The sequence below is a fragment of the Massilia arenae genome (genome assembly GCF_008014745.1).
In the GTDB taxonomy this organism is placed as follows: domain Bacteria; phylum Pseudomonadota; class Gammaproteobacteria; order Burkholderiales; family Burkholderiaceae_D; genus Telluria; species Telluria arenae.
On the sequence record NZ_VPFD01000003.1, the window covers coordinates 149,953 to 173,813 of the forward strand.

Below are 23,861 nucleotides of genomic sequence, written 5' to 3' on the forward strand. Positions count from 1 at the left end.
CTGCCCCGAAGGATGATGTCGATGACCTCACTGCCACTGATCCTGCTCGTCCTTCTTCCCTTCGCCGGCGCCTTCGTCTCCGCCTGCCTGCCCAATGGGTCACGCAACCGTCCCGCCATCGCGGCCGGCGCGTTCACCCTGACCGCCCTCATCTTCGCCATTGCCCAGTTCCCCGCCCTCGATGCCGGTGAGGTGCTGCAATCGCGCCACAGCTGGCTACCGATGTTCGGCCTCGACATCATCATCCGCATGGACGGCCTGGCCTGGCTGTTCTCGATCATGGTGCTCGGCATCGGCCTCCTGGTGATCCTGTACGCGCGCTACTACATGTCCAAGCGCGACCCCGTCGCGCGCTTCTACGCCTACATGCTGGCCTTCATGGGCTCCATGATGGGCGTGGTCCTGTCGGGTAACCTGATCCAGCTGGTGGTGTTCTGGGAACTCACCAGTCTGACGTCCTTCCTGCTGATCGGCTACTGGCAAGACAGTATCGACGCCCGCCGCGGCGCGCGCATGGCCTTCACCGTCACCACCGCCGGCGGCCTGTGCCTGCTGGCCGGCGTGCTCACGCTCGGCCACATCGTCGGCAGCTACGAGCTCGAGGCGGTGCTGGCGGCCGGCGACCAGATCCGCGCCCATGCGCTGTACCTGCCGGCGCTGGTGCTGATCGCCCTCGGCGCGCTGACCAAGAGCGCGCAGTTCCCGTTCCACTTCTGGCTACCGCACGCGATGTCGGCGCCGACCCCGGTGTCGGCCTACCTGCACTCGGCCACCATGGTCAAGGCCGGGGTGTTCCTGCTCGCGCGCCTGTACCCGGCCCTGGGCGGCACCCCGGAATGGACCTGGCTCATCCTCGGCGCCGGCGCCACCACCCTGGTGCTGGCCTCGTTCTTCGCGATCTTCCAGAACGATATGAAGGGGCTGCTGGCCTACTCGACCATCAGCCATCTGGGCCTGATCACCTGCCTGCTGGGCATCGGCACCCCGCTGTCGGTGGTGGCGGCGGTGTTCCACATCATGAACCACGCGATCTTCAAGGCCTCGCTGTTCATGGCGGTCGGCATCGTCGACCACGAGACCGGCACCCGCGACATGCGCGTGCTGCGCGGATTGCGCAAGGCGATGCCGGTGACGGCCGCGCTGGCGATCGTGGCCTCGGCCTCGATGGCCGGGGTACCGCTGCTGAATGGCTTCCTGTCGAAGGAGATGTTCTTCGCCGAGACCGCCCACGTGGGCGGCAGCGAAGACTGGACCCTGTCGTATGTGGCGGTGGCGATGGGCATTTTCAGCGTCGCCTACTCGCTGCGCTTCATCAGCGTGTTCTTCGGCCGCCTGTCCAAGGACCTGCCGCAAGAGCCGCACGAGCCGGCGCGCTGGATGCGCTTCCCGGTCGAGTGCCTGGTGGTGCTGTGCATCGCGGTCGGCGTGATGCCCGAGCGCGTGGTCGGCGACGTGCTGGCCGTCGCGTCGGGCTCGATCCTGGGCAGCGCCATGCCGGAATACGACCTGGCGATCTGGCACGGCTTCAACCTGGCGCTCGGGATGAGCGGCGCCGCGCTGCTGCTGGGCGCCCTGCTGTACTGGGTGCTGCTGCGCCGCCACGACCTGCGCGAGCGCACCCAGGTGCCGGTGCTGCACCGCCTGAAGGGCGCGCAAGCCTACGAGAACACCATGCTGGCGCTGTCGACCGGCGCCAGCACGCTGATCCGCTGGACCGGCACCCGCCGCCTGCAACCGCAAATGCTGGTGCTGATGGCCATCATGGTGGCCACGCCGCTGCTGCTGGTCGATCCGCTGCCGGCGATCCCGACCCTGAGCGTGCATGCACTCGACCCGCTGTTCGCGGTGCTGTGGATCATCGGCGCCGGCTGTGCACTGGGCGCGGCCTACAGCGCCAAATACCACCGCCTGGTGGCGCTGGCCCTGGTCGGCGGCACCGGCATCGTGACCGCGATTACCTTCGTCTGGCTGTCGGCGCCCGACCTCGCGCTGACCCAGCTGATGGTGGAAACCGTGACCACGGTGCTGATCCTGCTCGGTCTGCGCTGGCTGCCGCCGCGCTTCGCGCCGGCCGGCCTCAAGCAAAGGGCGCCGGTCAGCACCTGGTTCCGGCGCGGGCGCGACAGCTCCATCGCCGTCGCTGGCGGCCTGGGCATCGCCGCCGCCAGCTATGCGGTCCTGAGCCTGTCCCCGCCGCCCTCGATCGGCGAATTCTTCGTGCTGCGCGCGCTCACCGAAGGCGGCGGCTCGAACGTGGTCAACGTGCTGCTGGTCGACTTCCGCGGCTTCGACACCATGGGTGAAATTACCGTGCTGTCGGCTGTAGCCTTGACGGTTTATGCGCTGCTGCGCCGCTTCCGCCCCGCCACCGAAAGCATCGCGATTCCGGTGCAGCAGGCCAGCGACGTCGATCCGGCCGTCACCCAGACGCCGGCCGAGCAGGCCAGCACCGGCTACCTGATGGTGCCGGCCGTCTACCTGCGCCTGCTGCTGCCGGTGATGGGCGTGATGGCGGCCTACTTCTTCATGCGCGGCCATAACCTGCCGGGCGGCGGCTTCGTCGCCGGCCTGATCTTCGCCACCGCGCTGATCGTGCAGTACATGGTGGCCGGCACCGACTGGGTCGAATCGCACCTGCGCCTGCGGCCGCACCGCTGGATCGCCTGGGGCCTGATCTGCGCCGCCTTCACCGGCATCGGCGCCTGGTTCCTCGGCTACCCGTTCCTGACCAGCCATACCGCCCACGTCACGCTGCCGATCCTGGACGAGATCCACATCCCGAGCGCCTTCATGTTCGACCTGGGCGTGTTCCTGGTGGTGGTCGGTTCCACCATGCTGACCCTGGTCGCGCTGGCCCACCAGTCGCTGCGCAGCCACCGCGCGGCGGCCGACGCCACGCGCGCCACCATCCCGCCCGCCAAGGAGATCTTCTGATGGAGCTCGTCATTTCGCTCGCCATCGGCATCGTGTTCGGCTCCGGCATCTGGCTGATCCTGCGTCCGCGCAGCTTCCAGGTGCTGGCCGGCCTGATGCTGATGTCCTACGCCGTCAACCTGTTCATCTTCGTGATGGGCCGCCTGTGGGTCGACGCCCCGCCGCTCACGCCCGCCGGCACGACGCCCAACCCGGCCCTGCTGGCCGACCCGCTGCCGCAAGCGCTGGTGCTCACGGCCATCGTCATCGGCTTTGCCACCACCGCGCTGTACCTGGTGGTGATGATCGGTTCGCGCGGCCTGACCGGCACCGACCACGTGGATGGCAAGGAGCCTGAATTATGAGTTTGCACTGGACCCAGCACCTGATCCTGGTGCCGGTATTGCTGCCGCTGCTGGTGGGCGCCGCGCTGGCCCCGCTGACGCAGGGCTGGCACCGCCTGAAGTACTGGCTCAGCTACGCCTCGCTGCTCGGCCTCCTGGCCACGGCGCTGGCGCTGATCTTCATGACCGACGGCGGCCACTGGCAGGACGGCATGGGCATCTACCTGGCCGCCAACTGGAGCGCGCCGTTCGGCATCGCCCTGCTGGCCGACCGCCTCTCCGCCCTGATGCTGCTGCTCACCGCGGTGCTCGGCCTGGCCTCGCTGCACTTCACCCGCACCCGCTGGGGCCGGATCGGCGTGCATTACCACACGCTGTTCCAGTTCCTGCTCATGGGGATCAACGGCGCCTTCCTGACCCACGACCTGTTCAACCTGTTCGTGTTCTTCGAGGTGATGCTGGCCGCGTCCTATGGCCTGGTGCTGCACGGGTATAACGCCGAGCGCATCCGCGCCAGCATGCAGTACATCGCGATCAACCTGGCTGCCGCCCTGCTGTTCCTGCTCGGCACCGCGCTGATCTACGCCACCACCGGCACCCTGAACATGGCCGACCTGGCCGCGCGTGTGCCGCTGCTGTCGGGCGAGGAGCTGGCGCTGTTCAAGGTCGGCGCGAGCGTGCTGGCGCTGGCCTTCCTGACCAAGGGCGCCATGTGGCCGCTGGGCTTCTGGCTGCCCACCACCTACGCCGCGGCCTCGCCGCCGGTGGCGGTGATGCTGGTCCTGATGACCAAGGTCGGCGCCTATGTCGTGCTGCGCCTGTGGCTGCTGATCTTTTCGGACAACGCGGGCGCCGCCGCCGGCTTCGGCGGCGATGCGTTGCTGTATGCCGGCATGGCGACCATCGTGTTCGGCGCCGCCGGCATGCTGTCGACCGACACCGCCGGCCGCATGGCGGGCTATGGCGCGATCGTCTCGTCCGGCACCCTGCTGGCGGTGATCGGCTACGGCCAGCCAGCCCTGGTCACGGCCGGCATCTATTACCTGATCGGCTCGACCATCGCGGTGGCCGCCTTCCTGCTGCTGATCGAGCTGATCGACCGCATCCGCACCCCGCGCTCGGCGATGCTGGCGCTGACCATGGAAGCGTTCGCGGTCGAGGATGCGCCGGACGAACCGACCGGCCGCGGCGTGCCGGCCGCGATGGCCTTCCTGTCGCTGGCCTTCGCCGCCTGCGCGCTGATGATCGCCGGCCTGCCGCCGCTGTCGGGCTTCGTGGCCAAGTTCAGCATGTTCCATGCGCTGCTCAATCCGCCGGTCGACGCGGTGTCGGGCGTGGCCGCGATCTCCACGTCCGGCTGGGTCCTGATGGCCTTGATCATCCTCTCCGGCCTGATCGCCGTGATCTCGATGATGCGCTTCGGCGTGCGCACCTTCTGGGCCAGCGGCGCCACCGAGCCGCCCAAGGTGCACCGCTCCGAAGTGGCGCCGATCCTGTTCCTGCTGGCGCTGTCGGTCCTGATGACGGTGCAGGCCAATCCGCTGTTCGGCTACCTGACCCGCGCCAGCGACGACATCCACCGTCCGGGCAACTACATCGGCCGCGTGCTGTCCGAGCCGACCGTGCCCGGACCGGGCTCCGCGCCTGGCCTCGCGCCCGCGACCCTCTCGCCCAAGGAGGCGCCATGACGCGCTGGCTTCCCTACCCGTTCGTGTCGCTGGCCCTGTGCGGCCTGTGGCTGCTGCTGAACCAGACCCTGTACCCGGGCCACATCCTGCTCGGCGCGCTGCTGGGCATCGCCGGTCCGATCCTGACCCGCCACCTCAACCCGCTGGGCTACCCGCGCCTGCACAAGCCCATCGTCGCGCTGCGCCTGCTGGGCTTTGCCTCGGTCGAGGTGGTGCGCTCCTGCCTCAACGTGAGCAAGGTGATCCTGTTCGCCGACTATGCCAACCTGAACTCGCAGTTCATCCGCGTGCCGCTCGACATGCGCGATCCCTACGGCCTGGCGGCGCTGTCCTGCCTGATCAATATGACGCCGGGCACGGTGTGGACCGAGCTGCAGCCCGGGAGCGATCCCGACAAACATGAGCTGGTGCTGCACGTGTTCGACCTGCACGATGCCGCGTGGTGGGTCGACACCATCAAGACCCGCTACGAACAGCCACTCATTCAAATCTTCGACACGGAGGCCCGCCATGGCGACCCTGCTTGAACTCTCGATCGGCTACGCCCTCGTGTGCGTGCTGGCGGCAATGGCGCTGTGCGCCGCCCGCCTGCTGATCGGCCCCTCGGCCCACGACCGCGTGCTGGCCCTCGACACCCTGTGGATGTGCGGCATGCTGCTGGCCCTGGTGCTGGGCATCCGCTTCGGCACCCAGATTTATTTTGAAGTGGCGATGCTGATCGCGCTGGTCGGCTTCGTCTCGACCATCGCGATGGCGAAGTTCCTGATGCGTGGGGAGATCATCGAATGACCGGCATCGAACACCTGCCCGACTGGGCCGCCCTGCTGGTCTCGCTGCTGCTGATCCTGGGCTCGAGCATCATCCTGATCGGCGCGCTCGGCCTGATACGCCTGCGCAGCTTCTACCAGCGCATCCACGGCCCGGCGATCACGGTCACGCTGGGCGCCGGCAGCCTCCTGATCGCCTCGATGCTCTACTTCACGGTGGCGCAGTCGCGCGTGGTCGTGCACGAGATCATCATCACCGTGTTCGTGCTCCTGACCGCGCCGGTGGTGGCGATGATGATCATGCGCGCCGCCGTCTACCGCGACCTGCGCGCGAAGAAGGGCGACGCCGGCGCCACCGCGGGCGAGGTGTACACCATCTCACGCGAGTAACGCTCCGGCATCTGCATCTGTCTCGAACTCGGCCTGGAAATACTCCAGGCCGTTTTTTTCATCCCCTCATGCACCCCAACGTCGAGTAAATACAACATCGCGAAAAATAGATTGCGCGCCGCAACAATGTTAGCGCTATCAAGTTTTCATGACGTTTGCTGAGTGAAAAACCACCGGCGCCGCTATTCGTGGCCACCACAAAGCTGCAAAACCAGCCGCGAATCACATTGCATTGCAACATCGATAACGTGTTTACAAAAAAAATTAGCTGAACAACACTTCGAAAACCGCGATGTTAGCGCTAACGGTCTTCGAGGAGAAACGATGTCAGCATCAAGCGTCAACACCCCGTCCGCAGCTTCCGGCGCCCCGCGCTGGGTCGTCATGGGCGTCAGCGGATCGGGCAAGAGCACGATCGGCGCCGCCCTGGCCAGCCACTTCGCCGTCCCCTTCCTCGAAGGCGACGCCTACCACCCGGCCGACAACGTCAGCAAGATGACGGCCGGGATCCCGCTCGACGACGAGGACCGCGCCGGCTGGCTGGACGCGCTGGCGGGCGAGATCGGCCAGGCCCGCAGCCGGGGCGAAGGCCTGGTGCTGTCGTGCTCGGCCCTCAAGCGGCGCTACCGCGACCTGCTGCGCATGGCCGATCCGGCGCTGCGCTTCGTGCACCTGGCCGGACCGCGCGAGCTGATCGCCGCGCGCATGCACGGCCGCCCCGGCCACTACATGCCGCCCTCGCTGCTCGATTCGCAGCTGAGCATTCTCGAACCGCTCCAGGCCGACGAAGCCGGCCTCACGCTGGATATCACCCAGGCGCCGTCGGCGCTGGTGGACCGCATCACAAGAAGCGCCTGAACCACGGCCCTGGCACCGGGTTTGGCGAGATTCATCGCAAGCAGCCTTTGCAAGCTGTCGCGCAGCCGACCATAGAGACGGCGCGCTCCCATACAACAAGCATCGAGGAGACATCATGCGTACACCAGTTCAACGGACTCTCATCAGCCTGGCCGTGGCCAGCGCCTGCTGGAATGTGGGCATCGCCCACGCCCAGCAAGTGCAGCCCGAGCCGGCGACCGCCGCCGACAGCGCGGAACAGACCGTGCCGGCCGACGCCGCACAGGCGGCCCCCGCTCCGGCACCGGCCGACGGCAGCGCCACCACCGTCGTGCGCATCTCGGGTTCGCGCATCGCCGCGCGCGGCTTCACCATGCCGACGCCGACCACCAGCCTCACCAGCGCCGACCTCGAGAAATCGGCCAAGCCGAACCTGTTCAACACCCTGGCCGAACTGCCGGCCCTGCAGGGCAGCACCGGCCGCACCACCAGCACCAACAGCACCAGCAGCGGCATCCAGGGCCTGTCTTCCCTGAGCCTGCGCGGCCTGGGCACGATCCGGACCCTGACCCTGCTCGACGGCCAGCGCGTGGTCGGCGCCAACGTCACGGGCGTGACCGACGTCAGCCAGTTCCCGCAGCTGCTTGTCAAGCGCGTCGACGTGGTGACCGGCGGCGCCTCGGCGTCCTATGGTTCGGACGCGGTGGGCGGCGTGGTCAACTTCGTCACCGACAAAAAATTCACCGGCTTCAAGGCCCACGTCCAGGGCGGCCAGACCAAGTACGACGACGACCGCGGCGGCAGCGTGCAGGCGGTCTGGGGCAAGGCCTTCCTGAACGACCGCTTCCACGTGACGGCCAGCGCCGAGTTCACGAAGGAAAACGGCATCGAGTCGCCCGGCTTCGGCGGCAAGGGCCCCAACGGCCGCACCTGGTACCAGAACCCGGCCTATTCGGTGCGTCCGCTGAACCAGACCGGCGACGGGCTACCGCAATACCGCGTGATCGAACAGGCGCAGCAATACCAGTACGCCAAATATGGCCTGATCACCAGCGGCCCGCTGCAGGGCACGGCCTTCGGCGCGGGCGGCGTGCCTTACCAGTTCCAGTACGGCTCCAACGGCCGACCGACCGGCACCGGCGCCGTCACCAACTGCGTCAATCCGTTCTGCATCGGCGGCGACTTGAGCGGCAGCGTGGGCTCGGGCACCAACCTGGCGATGAACTTCAAGCGCCAGGTGGCCTACACCCGCATGTCGTATGACCTCACCCCGGACCACCAGCTCTACTTCACCGCCAACTTCGGCAAGGTGGACTCGCGCTTCTCGCCCAACCCGGGCGCGGCGAAGAACGCCAACCTGAACATCCAGTGCTCGAACCCGTTCCTGCCGGCGTCGATCGTGGATGCCTGCGCGCGCAACAACATCACCAGCTTCCAGTACGGCACCGCGAACGCGGTCTTCCCCGAGAACATCGACGTCCAGCCGACCCGCACCCAGCGCCGCTTCGTGCTCGGCGGCGAAGGCAAGTTCGCCCTGTTCGGCAAGGACTGGTCGTACGACGCCTATGTGACCCACGGCGAGAACAAGACCAATCTCGACGCCTTCAACATGACGCTCAACGCGCGCTACAACAACGCGATCGATGCGGTGCGCGCGCCGGATGGCCGCATCGTCTGCCGCAACCCGGTGGCCGCGGCGTCGGGCTGCGTGCCGCTCAATATCATCGGCGACAACCCGATCGATCCGGCCGCCTGGGCCTATATCGCACCGGCCAACGGCCCGCGCCAGCGCACCACGCAAAGCCAGGACGTGGGCAGCTTCAACATCAATGGCGAGCTGTTCGAAGGCTGGGCCGGCCCGATCTCGCTGGCGACCGGCGCCGAATACCGGCGCGAGAAATACCGCGTGCGCGGCGACGCCTATGGCAACGGCGTGATGCCATCGTCGCCGAACAATGCGATGTACCCGGCCGACCCGCTGCTCAACACCACCGTCGGCAACAACTGGTACGCCGGTAACTTCCACGCCGGCGAAGGCAGCTACAACGTGCGCGAAGCCTATGTGGAACTGAACATCCCGGTGTTCAAGTCCGAAACCTGGGGCGAGGCCAACCTGAACCTGGCCGACCGCGAGACCAAGTACAGCACCGCCGGCAGCGTGGGCAGCTGGAAGCTCGGCGCCACCTGGCAGACACCGATCGACGGCCTGCGCCTGCGCGGCGTGACCTCGAAGGACGTGCGCGCGCCCAACCTCTCCGAGCTGTTCGCGGCGCCGGTGGTGGTCAACAACGTGGTCCAGTACCAGGGCAATACCATCAGCGTCCAGGAACGCACGGTCGGCAACACCGGCCTGCGCCCAGAGATCGCGCGCAACAACACCTTCGGCATCGTCCTGAGCCAGCCGAAATGGGCGCCGGGCTTTTCCATCTCGGCCGACTACTTCGACATCGAAGTCAAGGGCGTGATCTCGGCGCTGACGATCCAGCAGGAAGTCGACCTGTGCGTGGCCGGCAACCAGGAGATCTGCCAGGCGATGGTGCTCAACAGCCCGGGCAACAACTACGTCACGGTGCAGAACTTCAACCTGGCCTCGCTCAAGGTCAAGGGCTTCGATCTCGAAACCGCCTACAGAACCGGTCTCGAGCGCCTGAACCTGCCGGGCCGCTTCACCTTCCGCGCGCTGGCCACCCGCAACCTGCACTACATCACCGAGTCGGGCGTGGTCGGCACCATCGCGGTGGATTCGGCCGGCTCGAACATGGGCAATACGCCGAAGTGGAAGGTGCTGGCGACGCAGACCTGGGAAAACGACAAGCTGAGCCTCACGCTGACCGAGCGCTGGATCAGCGATGGCACCTACCGCAACGACTTCATCGAGTGCCAGACCAACTGCCCGATGTCGACCCTGATCCACCCGACCATCTACGACAACAAGATGAAGGGCGCGGCCTATCTCGACATCGGCGCCAGCTACAACCTGTCGAAGCAGTTGCAGGCCTACGTCAAGATCGACAACGTCACCGACCGGGCGCCGGAAGCGGCACCGCAGACCAATGCCAGCTATGGCATCAATCCGGCGCTGTACGACGTGGTTGGACGCACCTACCGGGCCGGCCTGCGCTACGGCTTCTGACAGGGGCCGGCCGTGTGGAACATCGCTTCCGTACTGCTGGCGGTCGGCCTGCTGACGCTGTTGATCGCCTGGGGCAAGGTCCAGCCCCTGCTGGCCTTCGTGGCGGCGTCGATCGCGGCGGCGTTGCTGCTCGGGGTGCCGCTTTTGAGGATCCCGGGCGCGATCGAGAAAGGCATCGGCGACCTGCTCGGCTCCCTGGTGGTGATCATCTGCCTGGGCGCCGTGTTCGGCAAGCTGATCGCCGACAGCGGGGCCGCGCGCCGCATTGCCACCTGCCTGGTCGACGCGCTCGGGCCATCACGCATCCCGGTGGCGCTGACCGTCACCGGCTTCGTGGTCGGCATTCCGCTGTACTACAACGTCGGCTTCGTGCTGCTGGTGCCGCTGATCTTCTCGCTGGTGGTCAGCTCGGGACGGCCGGCGGTGGCGCTGGCCATTCCGCTGCTGGCCGGGCTGTCGATCGCGCACGGCTTTTTGCCGCCGCATCCTTCGCCGGTGGCGCTCGTGTCGGCGATCCATGCCGACATGGGCACCACGCTGCTGTACGGGATTGTGGTGGCGATACCGACCTTGATCATCGCCGGTCCGGTGTTCGCGATGTCGCTGCGCCGCATCCACGCGCAACCGGCCGCCATGTTCCAGGACAGCCGCGCGCTGCAGGAGGGCGAGCTGCCGGGCGTCTTCAACAGCTTCGCCACCGCCCTGCTGCCGGTGCTGCTGCTGGGGGCGACGACGGTGCTCATGATGGCGCGGCCCGACCTGAACGGCAGCCTGTCCTTCCTCGCCAATCCGCTGGTGGTGATGCTGGTGTCGTATGTGGTCGCGATCTGGACGCTGGGCCTGGCGCAAGGGCGACGCTTTTCCGCCGTGATGCAGGGCCCGGCGGAGGCGATGCGCGAGATCGCGCCGATCCTGTTGATCATCGCCGGCGCCGGCGCGCTCAAGCAGGTGCTGGTGGAATCGGGCGTCAGCGCGGATCTCGGCGCGCTGTTGTCCAGCCTTCCGGTGCCGCCGCTGGTGCTGGGCTGGTCGGTCGCCACGGTGATCCGCATCTGCCTCGGATCGGCCACGGTGGCCGGTGTGACGGCCGGCGGGATCGTGGCGCCGCTGGTGCACAGCTCGGGCGTCGACCCGAACCTGATGGTGCTGGCGATCGGCGCGGGAAGCCTGATGTGCAGCCACGTCAACGATTCCGGCTTCTGGATGTTCAAGGAATATTTTGGCCTGTCGCTGAAGGATACCTTCCGCTCCTGGACCCTGATGGAGACCCTGGTGGGCGTATTCGGCCTGCTGTTTGTGATGCTTCTGTCGCTGTTTCTCAATAGCTGAGGAAAAGATCAATGATGACAACACTTTCCGTACTTCCGCGCGCACTGGCGCTGTCGCTCCTGCTGGCCGGCGCCGCAAACGCCGCATCCATCTCGGCCTACCAGGCCATGCCCGAAGACCCGCGCGCCGTCGTCGTAAGCGCCAGGGGCGACGGCCAGGCCGACGATACGGCCGCGATCCAGCAGGCGCTGGACGCCGCCGCCAACAAGGGCCAGGGCGGCATCGTGTTCCTGCCGTCGGGCCGCTATCGCATCACCCGCTCGCTGCTGATTCCGCTGGCTGTGCGCCTGTACGGCGTCGGCCCGACCCGCCCCGTGTTCGTGCTGGCCGAGAACACGCCCGGCTTCCAGAAGGGCGTGGCCAATATGATCATCTTCACCGGCGGCGACCAGTACAGCGTCGGCAAGGTGCCGATGCCGGTGCCGAGCGCGGTGCCGTTCAGCGCCGAGGAGGGAAAGGCCGTCCGTAACGCCAACTCGTCGACCTTCTATTCGGCGCTGTCGAACGTCGACTTCGAGATCAAGGACGGCAACCCGGCGGCCGCCGCGGTGCGCATGCACACGGCCCAGCACTCGAACCTGAGCCACATCGATTTTCACCTGGGCTCCGGCCTGGCCGGCGTCTACCAGGTCGGCAACGTGGCCTACAATCTGCGCTTCTATGGCGGCCGCTACGGCATCCTGAGCGAGAAGACCTCGCCCGCCTGGCAGTTCACGCTGATGGACTCCACGTTCGAGGGCCAGCGCGACGCCGCGATCCGCGAGCACGAAGCCAGCCTCACGATGATCAACACGGAAATCAAGGACACGCCGGTCGGCGTCGAGATCAACCGCGGGTATGGCGACTGGTTGTGGGGCAAGGACGTGCGCTTCGAGAACGTCAGCAAGGCCGCGCTCATCGTCAGCAATGAAGACAATGTGTACACCCAGGTCGGCATGGAGAATGCCATCGCGCGCAACGTGCCGACGTTCGTGCGCTTCCGCGACAGCGGCAAGACGCTGGCGGGCAAGGGCCGCGACTATACCGTCAGCGAATTCAACTACGGGCTGTTCATCAAGCAGATGGGCGAGCCTGGGACGTTCTCGACCAACTATAAGACGGCGGCGCTGCCGTCGCCTTTGAAGGAACCTGTCCGCGCCCTGCGCCCGTTGCCGGCGTCGAAGGAATGGGCCAATGTGCATACCTATGGCGCGAAAGGCGACGGCAAGACCGACGATACGGCCGCGATCCAGAAGGCGATCGACAGCAACCGCGTGGTCTACCTGCCGTTGGGCTTCTATGTCGTCAACGACACCATCCGCATGCGGCCGGACACCGTGATCATCGCCCTGCACCCGGGCCTGACGCAGCTCCTGATCCCGAACGGCTCGCCCAAGTTCCAGGGCGTCGACAGCCCCAGGGCGCTGCTGGAAAGCGCGCGTGGCGGCGAAGGCATCGTGTCCGGCATTGGCCTCGCGACCGGCGAGATCAACAACCGCGCGGTGGCGCTGCTATGGCGGGCCGGCGAACACTCGCTGGTGGACGACGTGCGCATCCAGGGCGGCCATGGCACCCGCCTGTACGACGGCCGCCGCGCCGATCCGTACCAGAAGGACGCCAAATTCGACACCACCGCGCACTGGGACCGCCAGTATCCGAGCGTGTGGGTGACGGACGGCGGCGGCGGCACCTTCTCGGGCATCTGGTCGCCCAGCGGCTATGCGCAGGCCGGCTTCTACGTGAGCAATACCAAAACGCCGGGCAAGGTCTATGAGCTGTCGGCCGAACACCATATCCGCGCCGAGATCGTGCTGGACAATGTAGAGAACTGGGAATTCCTGGCGCCGCAGACCGAGGAGGAAATCCGCGATGGCGCCGATGCGGTGTCGCTGGAGATCCGCAATTCTAGAAATTTGCTGTTCGTGAACTACCACGGCTACCGCGTGACGCGTTCCTATAAACCGATGCCGGCGGCGATCCTGATCACCAATTCCAGCGACATCCGCTTTCGCAATGTGCACGTGAACGGCGAGAGCGGCTTCGCCACCTGCGACGACAATGGCTGCACCACTTATCTGCGGGCCAGCAAGTTCGCCTACGAGAACGCGATCCGCGACGTCTCCAACAAGCTCGAAGTGCGCGAGCGCGAGTTCGCCGTGTTCGACTACACCGGCAAGCAGCGCAAGGCGCCCACCCCGCTGGGCAAGGTCGACAAGCTGGAAGGCGGTTTCTATTCGATCGCCGGCGCCACCGTCGACCCAAAGGGCAAGCTGTACTTCGTCGACCGCCACTGGAAGCGCATCTACAGCTACACCCAGGACGAGGGCCTGGTGGTGGTGCGCGACGCCCCGCTCGATCCGGTCAACCTGGCCATCGACAATAGCGGCAACCTGATGGTGATCTCCAACTACGGCCCGCAGGCCAGCGTCTACGCCTTCAAGCCGGGCACGCCGGGAACGGAGATCACGATGATCAAGCCGACCCCGGTCGCAGCGCGTCAGGGTGCGCGGGTCGCGGTGCCGGTCAACTTCTGGCAGAACGGCGAATTCAAGGACCAGCTCAACTACGACACCTTCGAATTCACGACCCTGGCCGAGATGTTCGTCCGCGACGTCGCCCTGCCGAAGAAGGAAGAATACGTGTCGCCCGACGGCAGCCTGGTGCTGCCCGCCTACCGCGTGCTGCGCCAGGGCGCGGCGGACCACCTGGGCTGGCGATGGGCCGATTCGCTGCAGGCCTTCGGCCTCGTCACCGCGCCGGTAGGCCAGCGCGTGGTGTTCACCAACGGCTCCGAGAACCGCACCTTCAGCGGCACCGTCAATGCGGGCGGCGGCATCACCGACCTCAAGCTGCTGGCCAACCGCGGCGGCGAAAGCGCGGCGGTCGGCCCGAACGGCGACGTTTATGTGGCCAACGGCCAGGTCTTCATTTATGGCAAGGACGGCAAGCAGAAGGGCCGCATTGACGTGCCGGAGCGTCCGCTGCAGCTGATCTTCGGCGGTCTTGATAAACGCACGCTGTTCATCCTGACCCACCACTCGCTGTACTCGACCCGCATCGACTGAGGAGAACGCATGGGACACATGACAACGATATTAGGCGCCGTCGTCTTGATGACGGCGGCATCGCACAGCCTGGCCGAAGACCAGTTCAAGCTGCTGGTACTGGCCACGCCCGGCAAATACCACTACGAATACATCCCGATCGCGCGCGACAACCTGGAGCGCCTGGCCAAGCTGCATTCGTTCGGACTCACCTACACCAGCAAGACCCAGGTGTTCGAGGGCGACCTGAAACAGTATGCCGCCGTGATGTTCCTGAACACACCGGGCGAGGAGCTGAATCCGGCGCAGCGCGCCAACTTCGAGGACTATATGCGCGGGGGCGGCAATGCCGTCGTGGTGCACCGCGCGGCGATCGCCAAGCCGAACGACTGGGTCTGGTTCGAGAAAATGGTGGGCCGCACGGTCGGCCTGCATCCGAAGCTGCAGACCGGGGTGGTGACCGTCGTCGACAAGCGTTTCCCCGCCACCTTCGGCCTGCCCGAGCGCTGGGTCTGGAGCGACGAGTTCTACACGTTCACCAATCCGTATAGCGTGACGATCAATCCGGTGCTGAACGTGGACGAGTCAAGCTACGACCCGACCCTGATCTGGCCGGGCCAGACGGTGAAGGGCATGGGCAAGGACCACCCGATCGCCTGGCACCACCAGCACGAAAAGGGCCGCGTGTTCGTCACCACGCTCGGGCACAACGGCGAGATGTACCGCGACCCGCAATACCTGGGCCACCTGCTGGGAGGGATCTACTGGGCCGCGACCGGCCGCGGCCAGCAGCGCTGATCATCCTTTCATCAGCCGCCGCCAGCCCAGCACCAGGCCGCTGAAGGTCAGGGCAAAACCCAGCACGCACAGGACGATCACGACCACGTCCCACAGCGGCCTGGTGCGCAGGAAGGCGAAGTCTAGCTGGTGCAGGCCGTTGAACAGCCAGCGGTCCCAGCGCTTGTCGCGGTCGACGTAGCCGGCCAGGCGGCCTTGGGCCGGGTCGATGTAGAACACCGGCGCTTCAGGCAGGTCGAAGCGTGCACGCAAGACCGGGAAGGCCGCTTCGCGGTGATGGCTGTAGTAATAATCGTCCGGACCGGTGAGCAGTTGCGCTTGCATCGGCGCCCCGGGGCGGATCGCTTGCGCGGCGTGCAGCAGTGCCTCGTGCGGCACGCCAGGCACGGCGGCGCTGTCGCGCGTATCGACCAGCTTGCGTCCTTGGCGGCCGAGCGCACTCAGATACAGCTTGCCGCCCACGCGGCGCCATTCCAGTTCCAGGGTGCCGGGATGCGCGCGCAGCAGCGCGGCCGCATCCAGCGCCAGATCGTCGCTGTCGAGCGCACCGCCGGCGAACGCCCGCCGGTCGTGCGCGGTGACGCCGCCGCCTGACGGAAAGCCGAACGGACCGACCGACAACCAGCCGCTGAACAGCCAGGTGATGACCAACGCTCCGATACCGAGACCCAGCCAGTGGTGCCATCCCTTCCAGCCCGTATAGGGCGACATTCGGCCTCCCGCGTAACGGCGCCGCACACGCAGGCGCAAGATGCTGATCACCATTCCTGTCACGGCCAGCACCATGGCCACGCCGGACGTCCACATCACGGCCTGGCGCCAGGCCTCGTTGTGCCTGCGCAGCGGCGTCACGTACACCCAATGGATGACGGAGCCGACCCAGTTCCAGGCGCGCTCGCTGCGCGTCGTGTCGCGCACCAGCTCCCCGGTGCGGCCGGACACGTACAGGACGCTGCCGGCATCATCGTCGGCGGCAACGCGGTACAGGGGCCGGTGCACGCGCACGGCGCCGAAGGTCCACTGGTCCAGTTCGATCTTGTCGACTGCCAGCGAACGCGCATCGGGCGCCGCGCTTCGCGCGCTGCTCGAGACGATCAGGTAGTTCACTTCCAGTGGCGCGCCGCTGTCGGCCCATACCGAATGCCAAGTGCGTTCATGCTGGAAGTGCCACGCCGGGCGGCCCGCCACGGTATTCAGGCGCACCGCATCCGGCGCCGCGCTTTCAGTCCCACTTGCGGTCCATGCTTCAGCGGCCGTTACCTGCACACGGTCCGGGTCGAGCGGCGCCAGCCAGCCCATGCGCTCCTGTTCTGTCAGCTCCGGATACGGCACGTACATCATGACGATGCCGGAACCAAACCACAGCAGCACCAGCAGGCCGATCGCGATGCCCAGCCAGCGGTGCCACCAGTAGAGCTGGCGCTTCCAGGACACCACTTAGTAACGCCAGTGGACGGTCAGCTCGGCATGACGCTCGTCGCCCAGCAGGTATTGCGAAGATCCATACGAGGTGATCGCATACAGCTTGTCGGTCAGGTTGCGCAGGTTGAGCTGCAGCTGCACGTTGCGGCTCAGGGCCCAGCCGATCGAGGCGTCCAGCGTGGTATAGGCCGGCAGGGCCTGGGTATTGGCATTGCTGATGAAGCGTTCGCCCACGTAGCGCAGGCCGGCGCTGGTGCGCCAGTCGCCGGCGCGGTGCGTCATCCACAGGTTCGAGGAGACCTTCGGCACGTTGGCCGGGCGATTGCCGGCGCGCGAGACGTTGCCGGCTTCCAGCAGCTCGTCGAATTCCGCATCCGTGTAGGCCACGTTGGCATCCATGCGCCAGCCAGGGGCCAGGCTGACGCTGGCGCTCACTTCCGCGCCCTGCGAGGTCTGCGAGCCGCCCTGCACCGACAATGCCGGATTGTTCGGGTCGCGCGTGATGATGTCCTCCTTCTTGATCCGGTACACCGCCGCCGTCCACTCGGCGCGGCCGCCAGCCAGCATCTGCTTGACGCCCGCCTCGACCTGGCGCGCGTCGGTCAGCTTGAACTTGCTGTTGGCCAGGGTCATCGACAAGAGACTCGTCAGCGGATCGCTGCCGGTGCTGACCTGGCCGTACAGCGAAGTGTCCTGCGCCAGCTTCCAGCTCGCGCCGAGGCGGACCGAATTGGACCGCAGGGTCGTGCCAAAGTGGCCGCTGTCGGCCAGCAGGTTGCGGCGGTCGATCTTGTAGCGGTCATGGCGTGCGCCTGCAGTCAGGAGCAGGCGCTCGTCCACGCGCCAGGCATCCTCGAGGTAGAAGGCATGGGTGGTGGTGTCGGTCGCGAAGTTCGGGCGGAACGGGTCCGGGGTGTCCCAGAAGCTGCCCGGGTCGAAGCCGCTCGGCGCCACCGTCGATGCGCCGCCATAGGGCGAGTTGTTGGTGTGCCTGAAGTTGATGGTCGACGCTTCCCAGCCCGCCACGACCTGGTTGGCGCCGGTCTTCCAGCGCGCCTCCAGGCGGTTCGCGGTCTGCTCCTGGTCGTGGCGGATGCCGATGTAGTCGCTGCGGTCCACCACGTCGCGCACCGGGTCGTAGGCATACGATTCGATATTGCGCCAGTCGCGGCGCGACTTGAAGTAAGCCAGTTCGTTGCTGATGTCGAGGTTCGGCGCCACTTGCCAGTTCAGGCGTGCGACGGCCTTGTCGTCGACGAAACGCAGCACGGCGTCGCCGGCATTGTAGTTCTCGTCGCGCAGCCGTTCGGCCAGGCCGCCGTTCACCAGCGGCGTGCCGAAGTAGCGGATCGGTTCCTGTTCGGCATGATCGAGCTGGGCGAACAGGGTCACGCCTGGCGCCAGGGTGGTCGTCATGCTGGTCAGGATCTTGCCGTGGCGGGATTCGCCGCGATCGATGAAGCCGTCGCTGCGGCCGGCATAGGCGTCGACGCGGAAGGCGCCCTGCTCGCCCAGCGCACCGGTGGCGCCGATGCCGGCGCGCACAGATTCACCGCCGCCGATGCCGCCCAGGATCTCGAGCGAGGATTCGCGACGCGGCGCCTTGCGCACGGCGTTGATGATGGCGCCGGTGGTGCCGCTGCCGTGGACCACCGAACCGGGGCCGCGCAGCACTTCGATCGTCTCGTAGCCCCAGGGATCGGCCGGATAGGTCGCGGTGGTGGAACCGACCAGCAGGCGCTGGCCGTTCTCCAGCATCGCGATCGAGTTGTTGCCGTTGAAGCCGCGCGCCGAATAGCTGATGCCGCTGCCGGGCGAGCTGCTGTCGGTCAGGCCGGTGCTGCGGGTCACCGCATCCTTGACCAGCAGGTCGCCACGCGCGGCGATGGTGGCGGCGCTCAGGCTCTCGGCGCTGGCCGGCAGGTCGAGCGCGCTGATGTCCAGGCGGCTGCCGGTGGTGTTCTGGCGATCGAGCGCCAGGCCTTCGTCGCCAGCCGCACCGCGAATCGTCACGGTGGGAAGTTCCTGTGCGAAGGCGCTGGTGGCGCACAGCAGGGCGATGGCCGCGGCGAGCGGGCGGGCTTGGAAAATGGCGTTCATTAGTTGTCCTTGGTTTGTGCAGGTTCGATCAGCATCAGCTGGCCAGTCTTGGGATCGCGAAATACCTCGCCAACGCGGTCGTAGCCGCTGCCGTCCTGGGTCACGCCGCTGGCGGGCCGCTCGATCTGGCGGCCCTTCTCCACCGGCTGCGGGGTTTTCAGGCTCCCTTGCGTGCCGGCGATGGCTGCGATCAGGCCGCAGGCAAACACCAGCATCACGTCGACCAGGTTGACGAGGCTGGCGCGTGGGTCTTCGTCGCTCTGGTCGAAGCGCGCGTCGAGGTGGCGGTAGAGACGCAGTCTGCCGCGCCCGGGTTTGGGCGGATTCATGCTGGCTGCTCCATCGCGTCCAGCGTCTCTTCGTACCAGCGGCGGCGCAGCTTGCCGATCACCAGGCCGCCGATGCCGGCCACCAGGCCCAGCACGGTCGCGTCGAAGGCGACGGTGACGGCGCTGGCCAGCTTGGCCGGATCGCCTTCGCCCAGCGCCGCCAGGCCCGGCCCGAGCGGGATGATGGTGGCCATCAGGCCCAGCATCGGGGGGATGCGCGCCAGCAGGTCGGCGCGCTCCAGGCGGTGGCGCGCAATGCGCTGTACCGCCTCGACGTCGCCGCTGTCACGCAACCTGGCCAGGCCGTGGAAGCGTTCGCCGACGGCGATGCCGGATTCGACCAGCGCGATCGCGCAGCCGGCCAGCAGCGCCACCAGGGACGGTGCGAGCAGCCAGCTGACGGCGTCGTGCAACCAGGCGTAGGAAAGGGTTTCGATCATGGATGACTCCTGAGAGGTTGAGGGATGTGCCGGCCGCGCCACAGGCCGAGCGAAAACAGGGAGAGGCAGGCGGCCAGGATGGCCAGCACCTGCACGATGCGTAAAGCAGGAGGCTGCGTGGATTCGGGTTGCTGTTTCAGTTCAAAGACACGCATCGGCTCAGGCGCCGGCGCCGGCGCCGGCGGCGCCGGTTCGCTCGCTTCGCCAGCGTCAGGCGCTGCGGCTTGCTGCGCCGGGGCAGCGGCGGAGGGAACGGACGTGGCCATTGCCGGCAGCAGCTCGCCACGCGCCTTGGCAAGCGTCACGCCGAGCTTTTGCGCATCCGCGCCATCCAGTTGCGGCGCCAGCCAGCCCCACATCGGGTGATCGGGCGCCGTATGGCCGCTGCCCGGCAAGCCATTGGCCGCTACCAGGCGCGCCAATTCGCCGCCCATGCGGCGGATGGTCTCGGGATCGGTCTTCCAGAATCCTTTTTCGGCCGCCACCATGAACACCGCCAGCATGTGCGCCTTCACGTGCGCGTTGTGGCGCTGGCCCAGGAATTCGGGCAGGCCGAGCTTGTGCCGGTCGTCGAAGTAGACGGCTTTCACTTCGTCCCAGGCCCAGTTCTTGACCAGGTCGGGCCGCGTCACCTGCCAGCCCCACAGGTTCTCGATGAATTCCTGGCCCATGGTGCGCGCGCCGGAATACCCGTTGTCCATCAGCGGGCGCAGCCAGGCCGGGTTCAGGAAGCGTCCGCGCAGCTCGCCCAGCAGGGCGCTGGCGAGCGGCTCGACGTCGGCCTGGCCCGGCCGCGCATGCTGCAGGATCAGCGCGTCCGGCACGCGCCCGGTGCGCGTCTCGACCGCCAGCGACAGGCCGCCCAGGTAGTCGAAGGCGTCGTTGTTGTCGAGCAGGCCATACAGATTGCTGGCACGGCCGTGGTAGGTGCGGTGGATGCCGTCCAGCGCCACGTCGAAGGCGCGGTGGCTGGAGGCGCCTTCGGCATCCAGGCCATAGGCATGGCCCATGCGGTTGCGGTAGGCGCGCCCGATTTCCTCGCGCTCGCGCCAGGCGCCGGAGCGCTCGGCCAGGCGGTTTACGCCGGTGCCGTAGGCGCCCGGGGCATCGCCGAACACGCGCAGCGCGGCGGCCTGCCCGGCTTCGCCCGCCGCCATGCCGCCCGCCGCCAGCGCGCGCTGGCGGGTCAGCCATTCGCGCGCCACGCGATTGCTCGTGGCCGGCTCGCTGCCCCACACAGCCCCTTCGATCGGCGCCAGCGCCGCCTGCAGGCCCGCGCGCAGCGATGGATCCTGCGCGACCAGCGTCTGCGCCGACGCCGCCAGCGCCAGCCGGCCGGCGCGGTCGATCAGGCGGATCAGGTTCGGGTACAGGTCGCGGAACAGGCCGGAGGTGGTGACCACCGCATCGCGCCGCACGGCGCCTGGCGTGAGTTTCACATCGGTGACGATGCCGCGCGCATTCCACACCGGCTCGGCGCCCATCATCGCCAGCGCAAAGCCGACCATCACGCCTTCGTCGCGCACGGCGTCGGACGCCCACAGGATGATGCCTTCGCTGCCCTCGCCCACCTTGTCTCGCTCGGCGGCCTTGCCCGCCATCTGCAGGCCCAGGCCAAACCCCAGGCGGGTCGGCAGGATGTCGCCGTCGACCGCGTGGAAGTTGCGGCCGGTCGGCAGCGCCTCGGGCGAGCGCAACGGATCGTTGCCCTTGCCCGGCTCGATGTAGCGCCCATCCAGGCCGGCCAGCAACGCCGCCATCTCGCGCCGCGGCGAGTCGCGCAGCTTATGCGCGACGTCGGGATCGTCGATGCCGCTCTTCTTCATCGAGTCGAGCATCAGGTCGAGCGACTCGCGGCTCCACGGCCGGCCGAACACGTGCAGGCCGTGGGGCATGAATTTTTCTTGCAGCTTGGTCAGATAGTGGCCGATCTCGTGCGCCAGCAGGTCGTCGTCGGCCGCGTCGAAGCCGATGCCGCGCACCTCCAGCACGTCTGACATCGACGCCTCCAGCTCGGCGCGCAGGTTCAGGGCCACGACCCTCTCGCGCATCAGTTGCGCGGCCTGGGTCTTGAGCGATTCGGACGACGCGGCTTCGAAGCTCTCGACGATCTGGCGCAGCGACAGCAGTTCGTCGTACAGCGGCGTGGTCGCCAGCGGCGGCGTCAGGTGGTCGACGATGATGGCCAGGCCGCGGCGCTTGGCCTGCGTGCCTTCGCCGACGCCGTCGACGATATACGGGTAGATGCCCGGCAGGTCGCTTGCGATCAGGCTCGGATAGTCGTCGCTCGACAGGCCGACGGCCTTGCCCGGCATGAATTCATAGGTCGAGTGGCGTCCCACGTGCACCACGGCGTCGGCCTTGAAGCGGTCGCGGATCCAGTGATAGAAGCCCAGGAACTGGTGCGGCGGCGTGATGCTGGTGTTCGCGTGCAGCAGTTCCTCGTCCACCTCCCAGCCGCGCGGCGGCTGCGGGCCGATGAAGACGTTGCCGAACACCAGTCCCGGCACCAGCATCTTGCCGCCATCGACCATCACCTTGCCCGGCGCCGGGCCCCAGCCGCGCATGCCTTCGATGCCGTAGCCGATCAGGCGTCGATAAAGGGGAGCAAGCAACTGGCAGGGACGCGGCTTGACGTCGTCCAGGCAGGCAAAATAACCCTCTTCCAGCGCATGCAGGTCGCGCGTGGCCTGCACGCGCTGCGGATGGTCGACACCCTCGACCAGGTGCAGCAGCTCCTCGATCACGGTCTCGGCCTGCTTGCGGCCCAGCGCGCGTTCGCCGGCCTTTTCGGCCGCCAGCACGTCGGCATGCAGGCGCCCCAGCAGGCCGTCCTGCATCTCGCCCCGCACCCGCGGCGACAGGGTCGCGAACCAGCGCGCGTAATCCTGCGCCGTGACGCCATTGACGGTGCCGGCCATCTCGCGCAGGGCGGCGCGGTCTTCCGGCAGGTTGACGCCGCGCGCCATGATCATGTCGAGCAGCGCCTCGGGCGAGGCCGGCAGCTCGCCGACCGTGTAGCCGGCCGCCTTCAAGGCATGCAGCATGTCGAACAGCGATTCCGGCACGTTGAGGTTGTCGGCGCCGATGTTCTGGCGGCCCGGCGGATGGTTGTAGTAGACCATCGCGACCTTCTTGTCGGCGTTCGGTTTGGCGCGCAGCGCCAGCCAGCGCGCCACGCGCCCCGACAGGCGATCGACTTCGGCCGGCAGCAACACGGGCGGGCGGTTCTCGATGCCGGTCTGGCGGTCGCGCTCGGGCTGGCCGAGGGCCGCCACCACCATCGGTTGGCTGATGCCCTGCAGCTCGGGCAGGGCCACGCGGTACTGGACCGAATCGGGCGGCAGGCCGTCGGGCGACAGCTGCCACTGCATCGCGGTGCGGTCCGACAGGCGGATCGCCTTGAACACCGGGATGTCCAGGCGCTTGAAGGCTTCGTCCACCACCGCACGGCCCTCGGCGGCGCCAACCACGAAATCCTGCAGCACCACCAGCGCCGCAGGCTTGGCCGGCGCGACCAGCTGCGGCAGGCGCTCCAGCGCTTCGCGCGAAGCGCCGCCCCAGCGCGTGAGCAGCTGCACGCAGGGCTGGCCCAGTTGCTCGATGCGGCGGCACAGCGCCGCAGGCACCACGCCATCCATATTCGCCAGGTCGAGCACGACCACGGTCGGCCGGTCCTGCAAGCCGAGCTTGGAGGCATTGCCCCAGGCGGCGGCGTCCTGCAGCTCGCGCTGTCCCGCGCGCAGGCGCAGGGTGGGCTCGGGCTGCGGATCGGCCAGGGGCGTGCCTGGCGCGAGCAGGTGCCGCATCAGCTCCGTGGTGTTGTCGATGCCGCCCGCCTGCCACACGCGGCGCGCGGCCAGCCAGTGGCGGGCGGCGGGATCGGCCTGGGCCGCCTGCAACGCGGCCGGCGGCGGCGCCTCGCCCGCCAGCTGGCGCAGCAGCTCGGGCGAGAAGCCGGCCAGGCTGCCGTGGCGCGAGCGCGTCATGAGGTTCAGGGTCGCCTCGCCGTTGAGCGCCAGCACCGCGGTGGCTGGCCTGGCGTGGCGCGCCAGCCCATCCTTCATGCGGCGCGCCGGGTCGCCGAACAGTGATACCGCCAGGATGGTGTCGGCGCCGGCGATCCACTTGGCCACGTCGCGCTCACCCGCGGCCATCAGCTGGGCCGGGGTGCGCAGCAGGATGCGGTCTCGCGGATGGCTGGCCAAATGGCGGTGGGCGGCCTCGATGGCGCCCGGTGCGGCGCGCTCGGTGACCACGGCGAACAGGGTCGCGGCGCTGCTGGAAGCGCAGGCGAGCAGGAACATCAGCACGGCGCAGATGCGGACAAGGAAAAGCGTGTTCATGT

The 23,861-nt window shown here is 67.6% G+C and carries 16 protein-coding genes; 11 read left to right on the forward strand and 5 right to left on the reverse strand.

Annotated elements, in window-relative coordinates; all coding sequences use genetic code 11:
- Positions 1 to 21: 21 nt before the first annotated feature.
- The 11 genes from FVD38_RS03345 to FVD38_RS03395 all read left to right on the forward strand — a co-directional run bounded on the left by FVD38_RS03345 (position 22) and on the right by FVD38_RS03395 (position 15,222).
- Positions 22 to 2,934 (forward strand): monovalent cation/H+ antiporter subunit A, encoded by a 2,913-nt coding sequence (locus FVD38_RS03345; protein WP_187271467.1) that lies wholly within the window; start codon positions 22 to 24, stop codon positions 2,932 to 2,934.
- Complete coding sequence (locus FVD38_RS03350; RefSeq protein WP_123068473.1) at positions 2,934 to 3,278, forward strand: Na+/H+ antiporter subunit C; 345 nt, start codon at positions 2,934 to 2,936, stop codon at positions 3,276 to 3,278. Before FVD38_RS03345 ends, FVD38_RS03350 begins: the two co-directional genes overlap by 1 nt.
- The gene (locus tag FVD38_RS03355) at positions 3,275 to 4,945 is read left to right on the forward strand and encodes a monovalent cation/H+ antiporter subunit D (RefSeq protein WP_147933522.1); all 1,671 of its coding nucleotides are present in this window, start codon (positions 3,275 to 3,277) and stop codon (positions 4,943 to 4,945) included. Before FVD38_RS03350 ends, FVD38_RS03355 begins: the two co-directional genes overlap by 4 nt.
- On the forward strand, positions 4,942 to 5,472 hold the full coding sequence (locus FVD38_RS03360; protein ID WP_123068471.1) for a Na+/H+ antiporter subunit E: 531 nt from the start codon (positions 4,942 to 4,944) through the stop codon (positions 5,470 to 5,472). The genes FVD38_RS03355 and FVD38_RS03360 overlap by 4 nt, the downstream gene beginning before the upstream one ends.
- The gene (locus FVD38_RS03365) at positions 5,456 to 5,734 is read left to right on the forward strand and encodes a K+/H+ antiporter subunit F (protein ID WP_123068470.1); all 279 of its coding nucleotides are present in this window, start codon (positions 5,456 to 5,458) and stop codon (positions 5,732 to 5,734) included. Before FVD38_RS03360 ends, FVD38_RS03365 begins: the two co-directional genes overlap by 17 nt.
- Positions 5,731 to 6,102, forward strand: a complete 372-nt coding sequence (mnhG, locus tag FVD38_RS03370; protein ID WP_123068469.1) for a monovalent cation/H(+) antiporter subunit G — start codon at positions 5,731 to 5,733, stop codon at positions 6,100 to 6,102. The genes FVD38_RS03365 and mnhG overlap by 4 nt, the downstream gene beginning before the upstream one ends.
- 324 nt (positions 6,103 to 6,426) lie before the next feature.
- The gene (locus FVD38_RS03375; RefSeq protein ID WP_147933523.1) at positions 6,427 to 6,960 is read left to right on the forward strand and encodes a gluconokinase; all 534 of its coding nucleotides are present in this window, start codon (positions 6,427 to 6,429) and stop codon (positions 6,958 to 6,960) included.
- A gap of 115 nt (positions 6,961 to 7,075) precedes the next feature.
- Positions 7,076 to 10,072: a TonB-dependent receptor plug domain-containing protein gene (locus FVD38_RS03380; protein WP_147933524.1), complete on the forward strand. Its 2,997-nt coding sequence runs from the start codon at positions 7,076 to 7,078 to the stop codon at positions 10,070 to 10,072.
- Positions 10,073 to 10,084: 12 nt separating this feature from the next.
- Positions 10,085 to 11,401: a gluconate:H+ symporter gene (locus FVD38_RS03385; protein WP_147933525.1), complete on the forward strand. Its 1,317-nt coding sequence runs from the start codon at positions 10,085 to 10,087 to the stop codon at positions 11,399 to 11,401.
- Between the two features lie 11 nt (positions 11,402 to 11,412).
- The gene (locus FVD38_RS03390; protein ID WP_222706881.1) at positions 11,413 to 14,445 is read left to right on the forward strand and encodes a glycosyl hydrolase family 28-related protein; all 3,033 of its coding nucleotides are present in this window, start codon (positions 11,413 to 11,415) and stop codon (positions 14,443 to 14,445) included.
- Positions 14,446 to 14,463: 18 nt separating this feature from the next.
- The gene (locus tag FVD38_RS03395) at positions 14,464 to 15,222 is read left to right on the forward strand and encodes a ThuA domain-containing protein (protein ID WP_147933526.1); all 759 of its coding nucleotides are present in this window, start codon (positions 14,464 to 14,466) and stop codon (positions 15,220 to 15,222) included.
- On the opposite strand, the gene FVD38_RS03400 is transcribed toward FVD38_RS03395, so the two are convergent.
- From FVD38_RS03400 to FVD38_RS03420, 5 genes are read right to left on the reverse strand one after another with little or no spacing between them, the layout of a single operon-like run.
- The gene (locus tag FVD38_RS03400) at positions 15,223 to 16,659 is read right to left on the reverse strand and encodes a PepSY domain-containing protein (RefSeq protein WP_147933527.1); all 1,437 of its coding nucleotides are present in this window, start codon (positions 16,657 to 16,659) and stop codon (positions 15,223 to 15,225) included.
- The gene (locus FVD38_RS03405) at positions 16,660 to 18,744 is read right to left on the reverse strand and encodes a TonB-dependent receptor (RefSeq protein WP_147933528.1); all 2,085 of its coding nucleotides are present in this window, start codon (positions 18,742 to 18,744) and stop codon (positions 16,660 to 16,662) included.
- Entirely contained in the window at positions 18,744 to 19,073 is a 330-nt protein-coding gene (locus FVD38_RS03410; protein WP_147933529.1) for a DUF2149 domain-containing protein, read from the reverse strand. The genes FVD38_RS03405 and FVD38_RS03410 overlap by 1 nt, the downstream gene beginning before the upstream one ends.
- Positions 19,070 to 19,513: a MotA/TolQ/ExbB proton channel family protein gene (locus tag FVD38_RS03415; RefSeq protein ID WP_109345882.1), complete on the reverse strand. Its 444-nt coding sequence runs from the start codon at positions 19,511 to 19,513 to the stop codon at positions 19,070 to 19,072. Before FVD38_RS03415 ends, FVD38_RS03410 begins: the two co-directional genes overlap by 4 nt.
- Positions 19,510 to 23,859: a cobaltochelatase subunit CobN gene (locus FVD38_RS03420; protein WP_147933530.1), complete on the reverse strand. Its 4,350-nt coding sequence runs from the start codon at positions 23,857 to 23,859 to the stop codon at positions 19,510 to 19,512. The genes FVD38_RS03415 and FVD38_RS03420 overlap by 4 nt, the downstream gene beginning before the upstream one ends.
- Positions 23,860 to 23,861: the final 2 nt, after the last annotated feature.

Coding starts and splice junctions, on each gene's coding strand:
- FVD38_RS03345 (WP_187271467.1), top strand. CDS start 22: ATGACCTCACTGCCACTGATCCTGCTCGTCCTTCTTCCCTTCGCCGGC.
- FVD38_RS03350 (WP_123068473.1), top strand. CDS start 2,934: ATGGAGCTCGTCATTTCGCTCGCCATCGGCATCGTGTTCGGCTCCGGC.
- FVD38_RS03355 (WP_147933522.1), top strand. CDS start 3,275: ATGAGTTTGCACTGGACCCAGCACCTGATCCTGGTGCCGGTATTGCTG.
- FVD38_RS03360 (WP_123068471.1), top strand. CDS start 4,942: ATGACGCGCTGGCTTCCCTACCCGTTCGTGTCGCTGGCCCTGTGCGGC.
- FVD38_RS03365 (WP_123068470.1), top strand. CDS start 5,456: ATGGCGACCCTGCTTGAACTCTCGATCGGCTACGCCCTCGTGTGCGTG.
- mnhG (WP_123068469.1), top strand. CDS start 5,731: ATGACCGGCATCGAACACCTGCCCGACTGGGCCGCCCTGCTGGTCTCG.
- FVD38_RS03375 (WP_147933523.1), top strand. CDS start 6,427: ATGTCAGCATCAAGCGTCAACACCCCGTCCGCAGCTTCCGGCGCCCCG.
- FVD38_RS03380 (WP_147933524.1), top strand. CDS start 7,076: ATGCGTACACCAGTTCAACGGACTCTCATCAGCCTGGCCGTGGCCAGC.
- FVD38_RS03390 (WP_222706881.1), top strand. CDS start 11,413: ATGATGACAACACTTTCCGTACTTCCGCGCGCACTGGCGCTGTCGCTC.
- FVD38_RS03395 (WP_147933526.1), top strand. CDS start 14,464: ATGACAACGATATTAGGCGCCGTCGTCTTGATGACGGCGGCATCGCAC.
- FVD38_RS03405 (WP_147933528.1), bottom strand. CDS start 18,744: ATGAACGCCATTTTCCAAGCCCGCCCGCTCGCCGCGGCCATCGCCCTG.
- FVD38_RS03410 (WP_147933529.1), bottom strand. CDS start 19,073: ATGAATCCGCCCAAACCCGGGCGCGGCAGACTGCGTCTCTACCGCCAC.
- FVD38_RS03415 (WP_109345882.1), bottom strand. CDS start 19,513: ATGATCGAAACCCTTTCCTACGCCTGGTTGCACGACGCCGTCAGCTGG.
- FVD38_RS03420 (WP_147933530.1), bottom strand. CDS start 23,859: ATGAACACGCTTTTCCTTGTCCGCATCTGCGCCGTGCTGATGTTCCTG.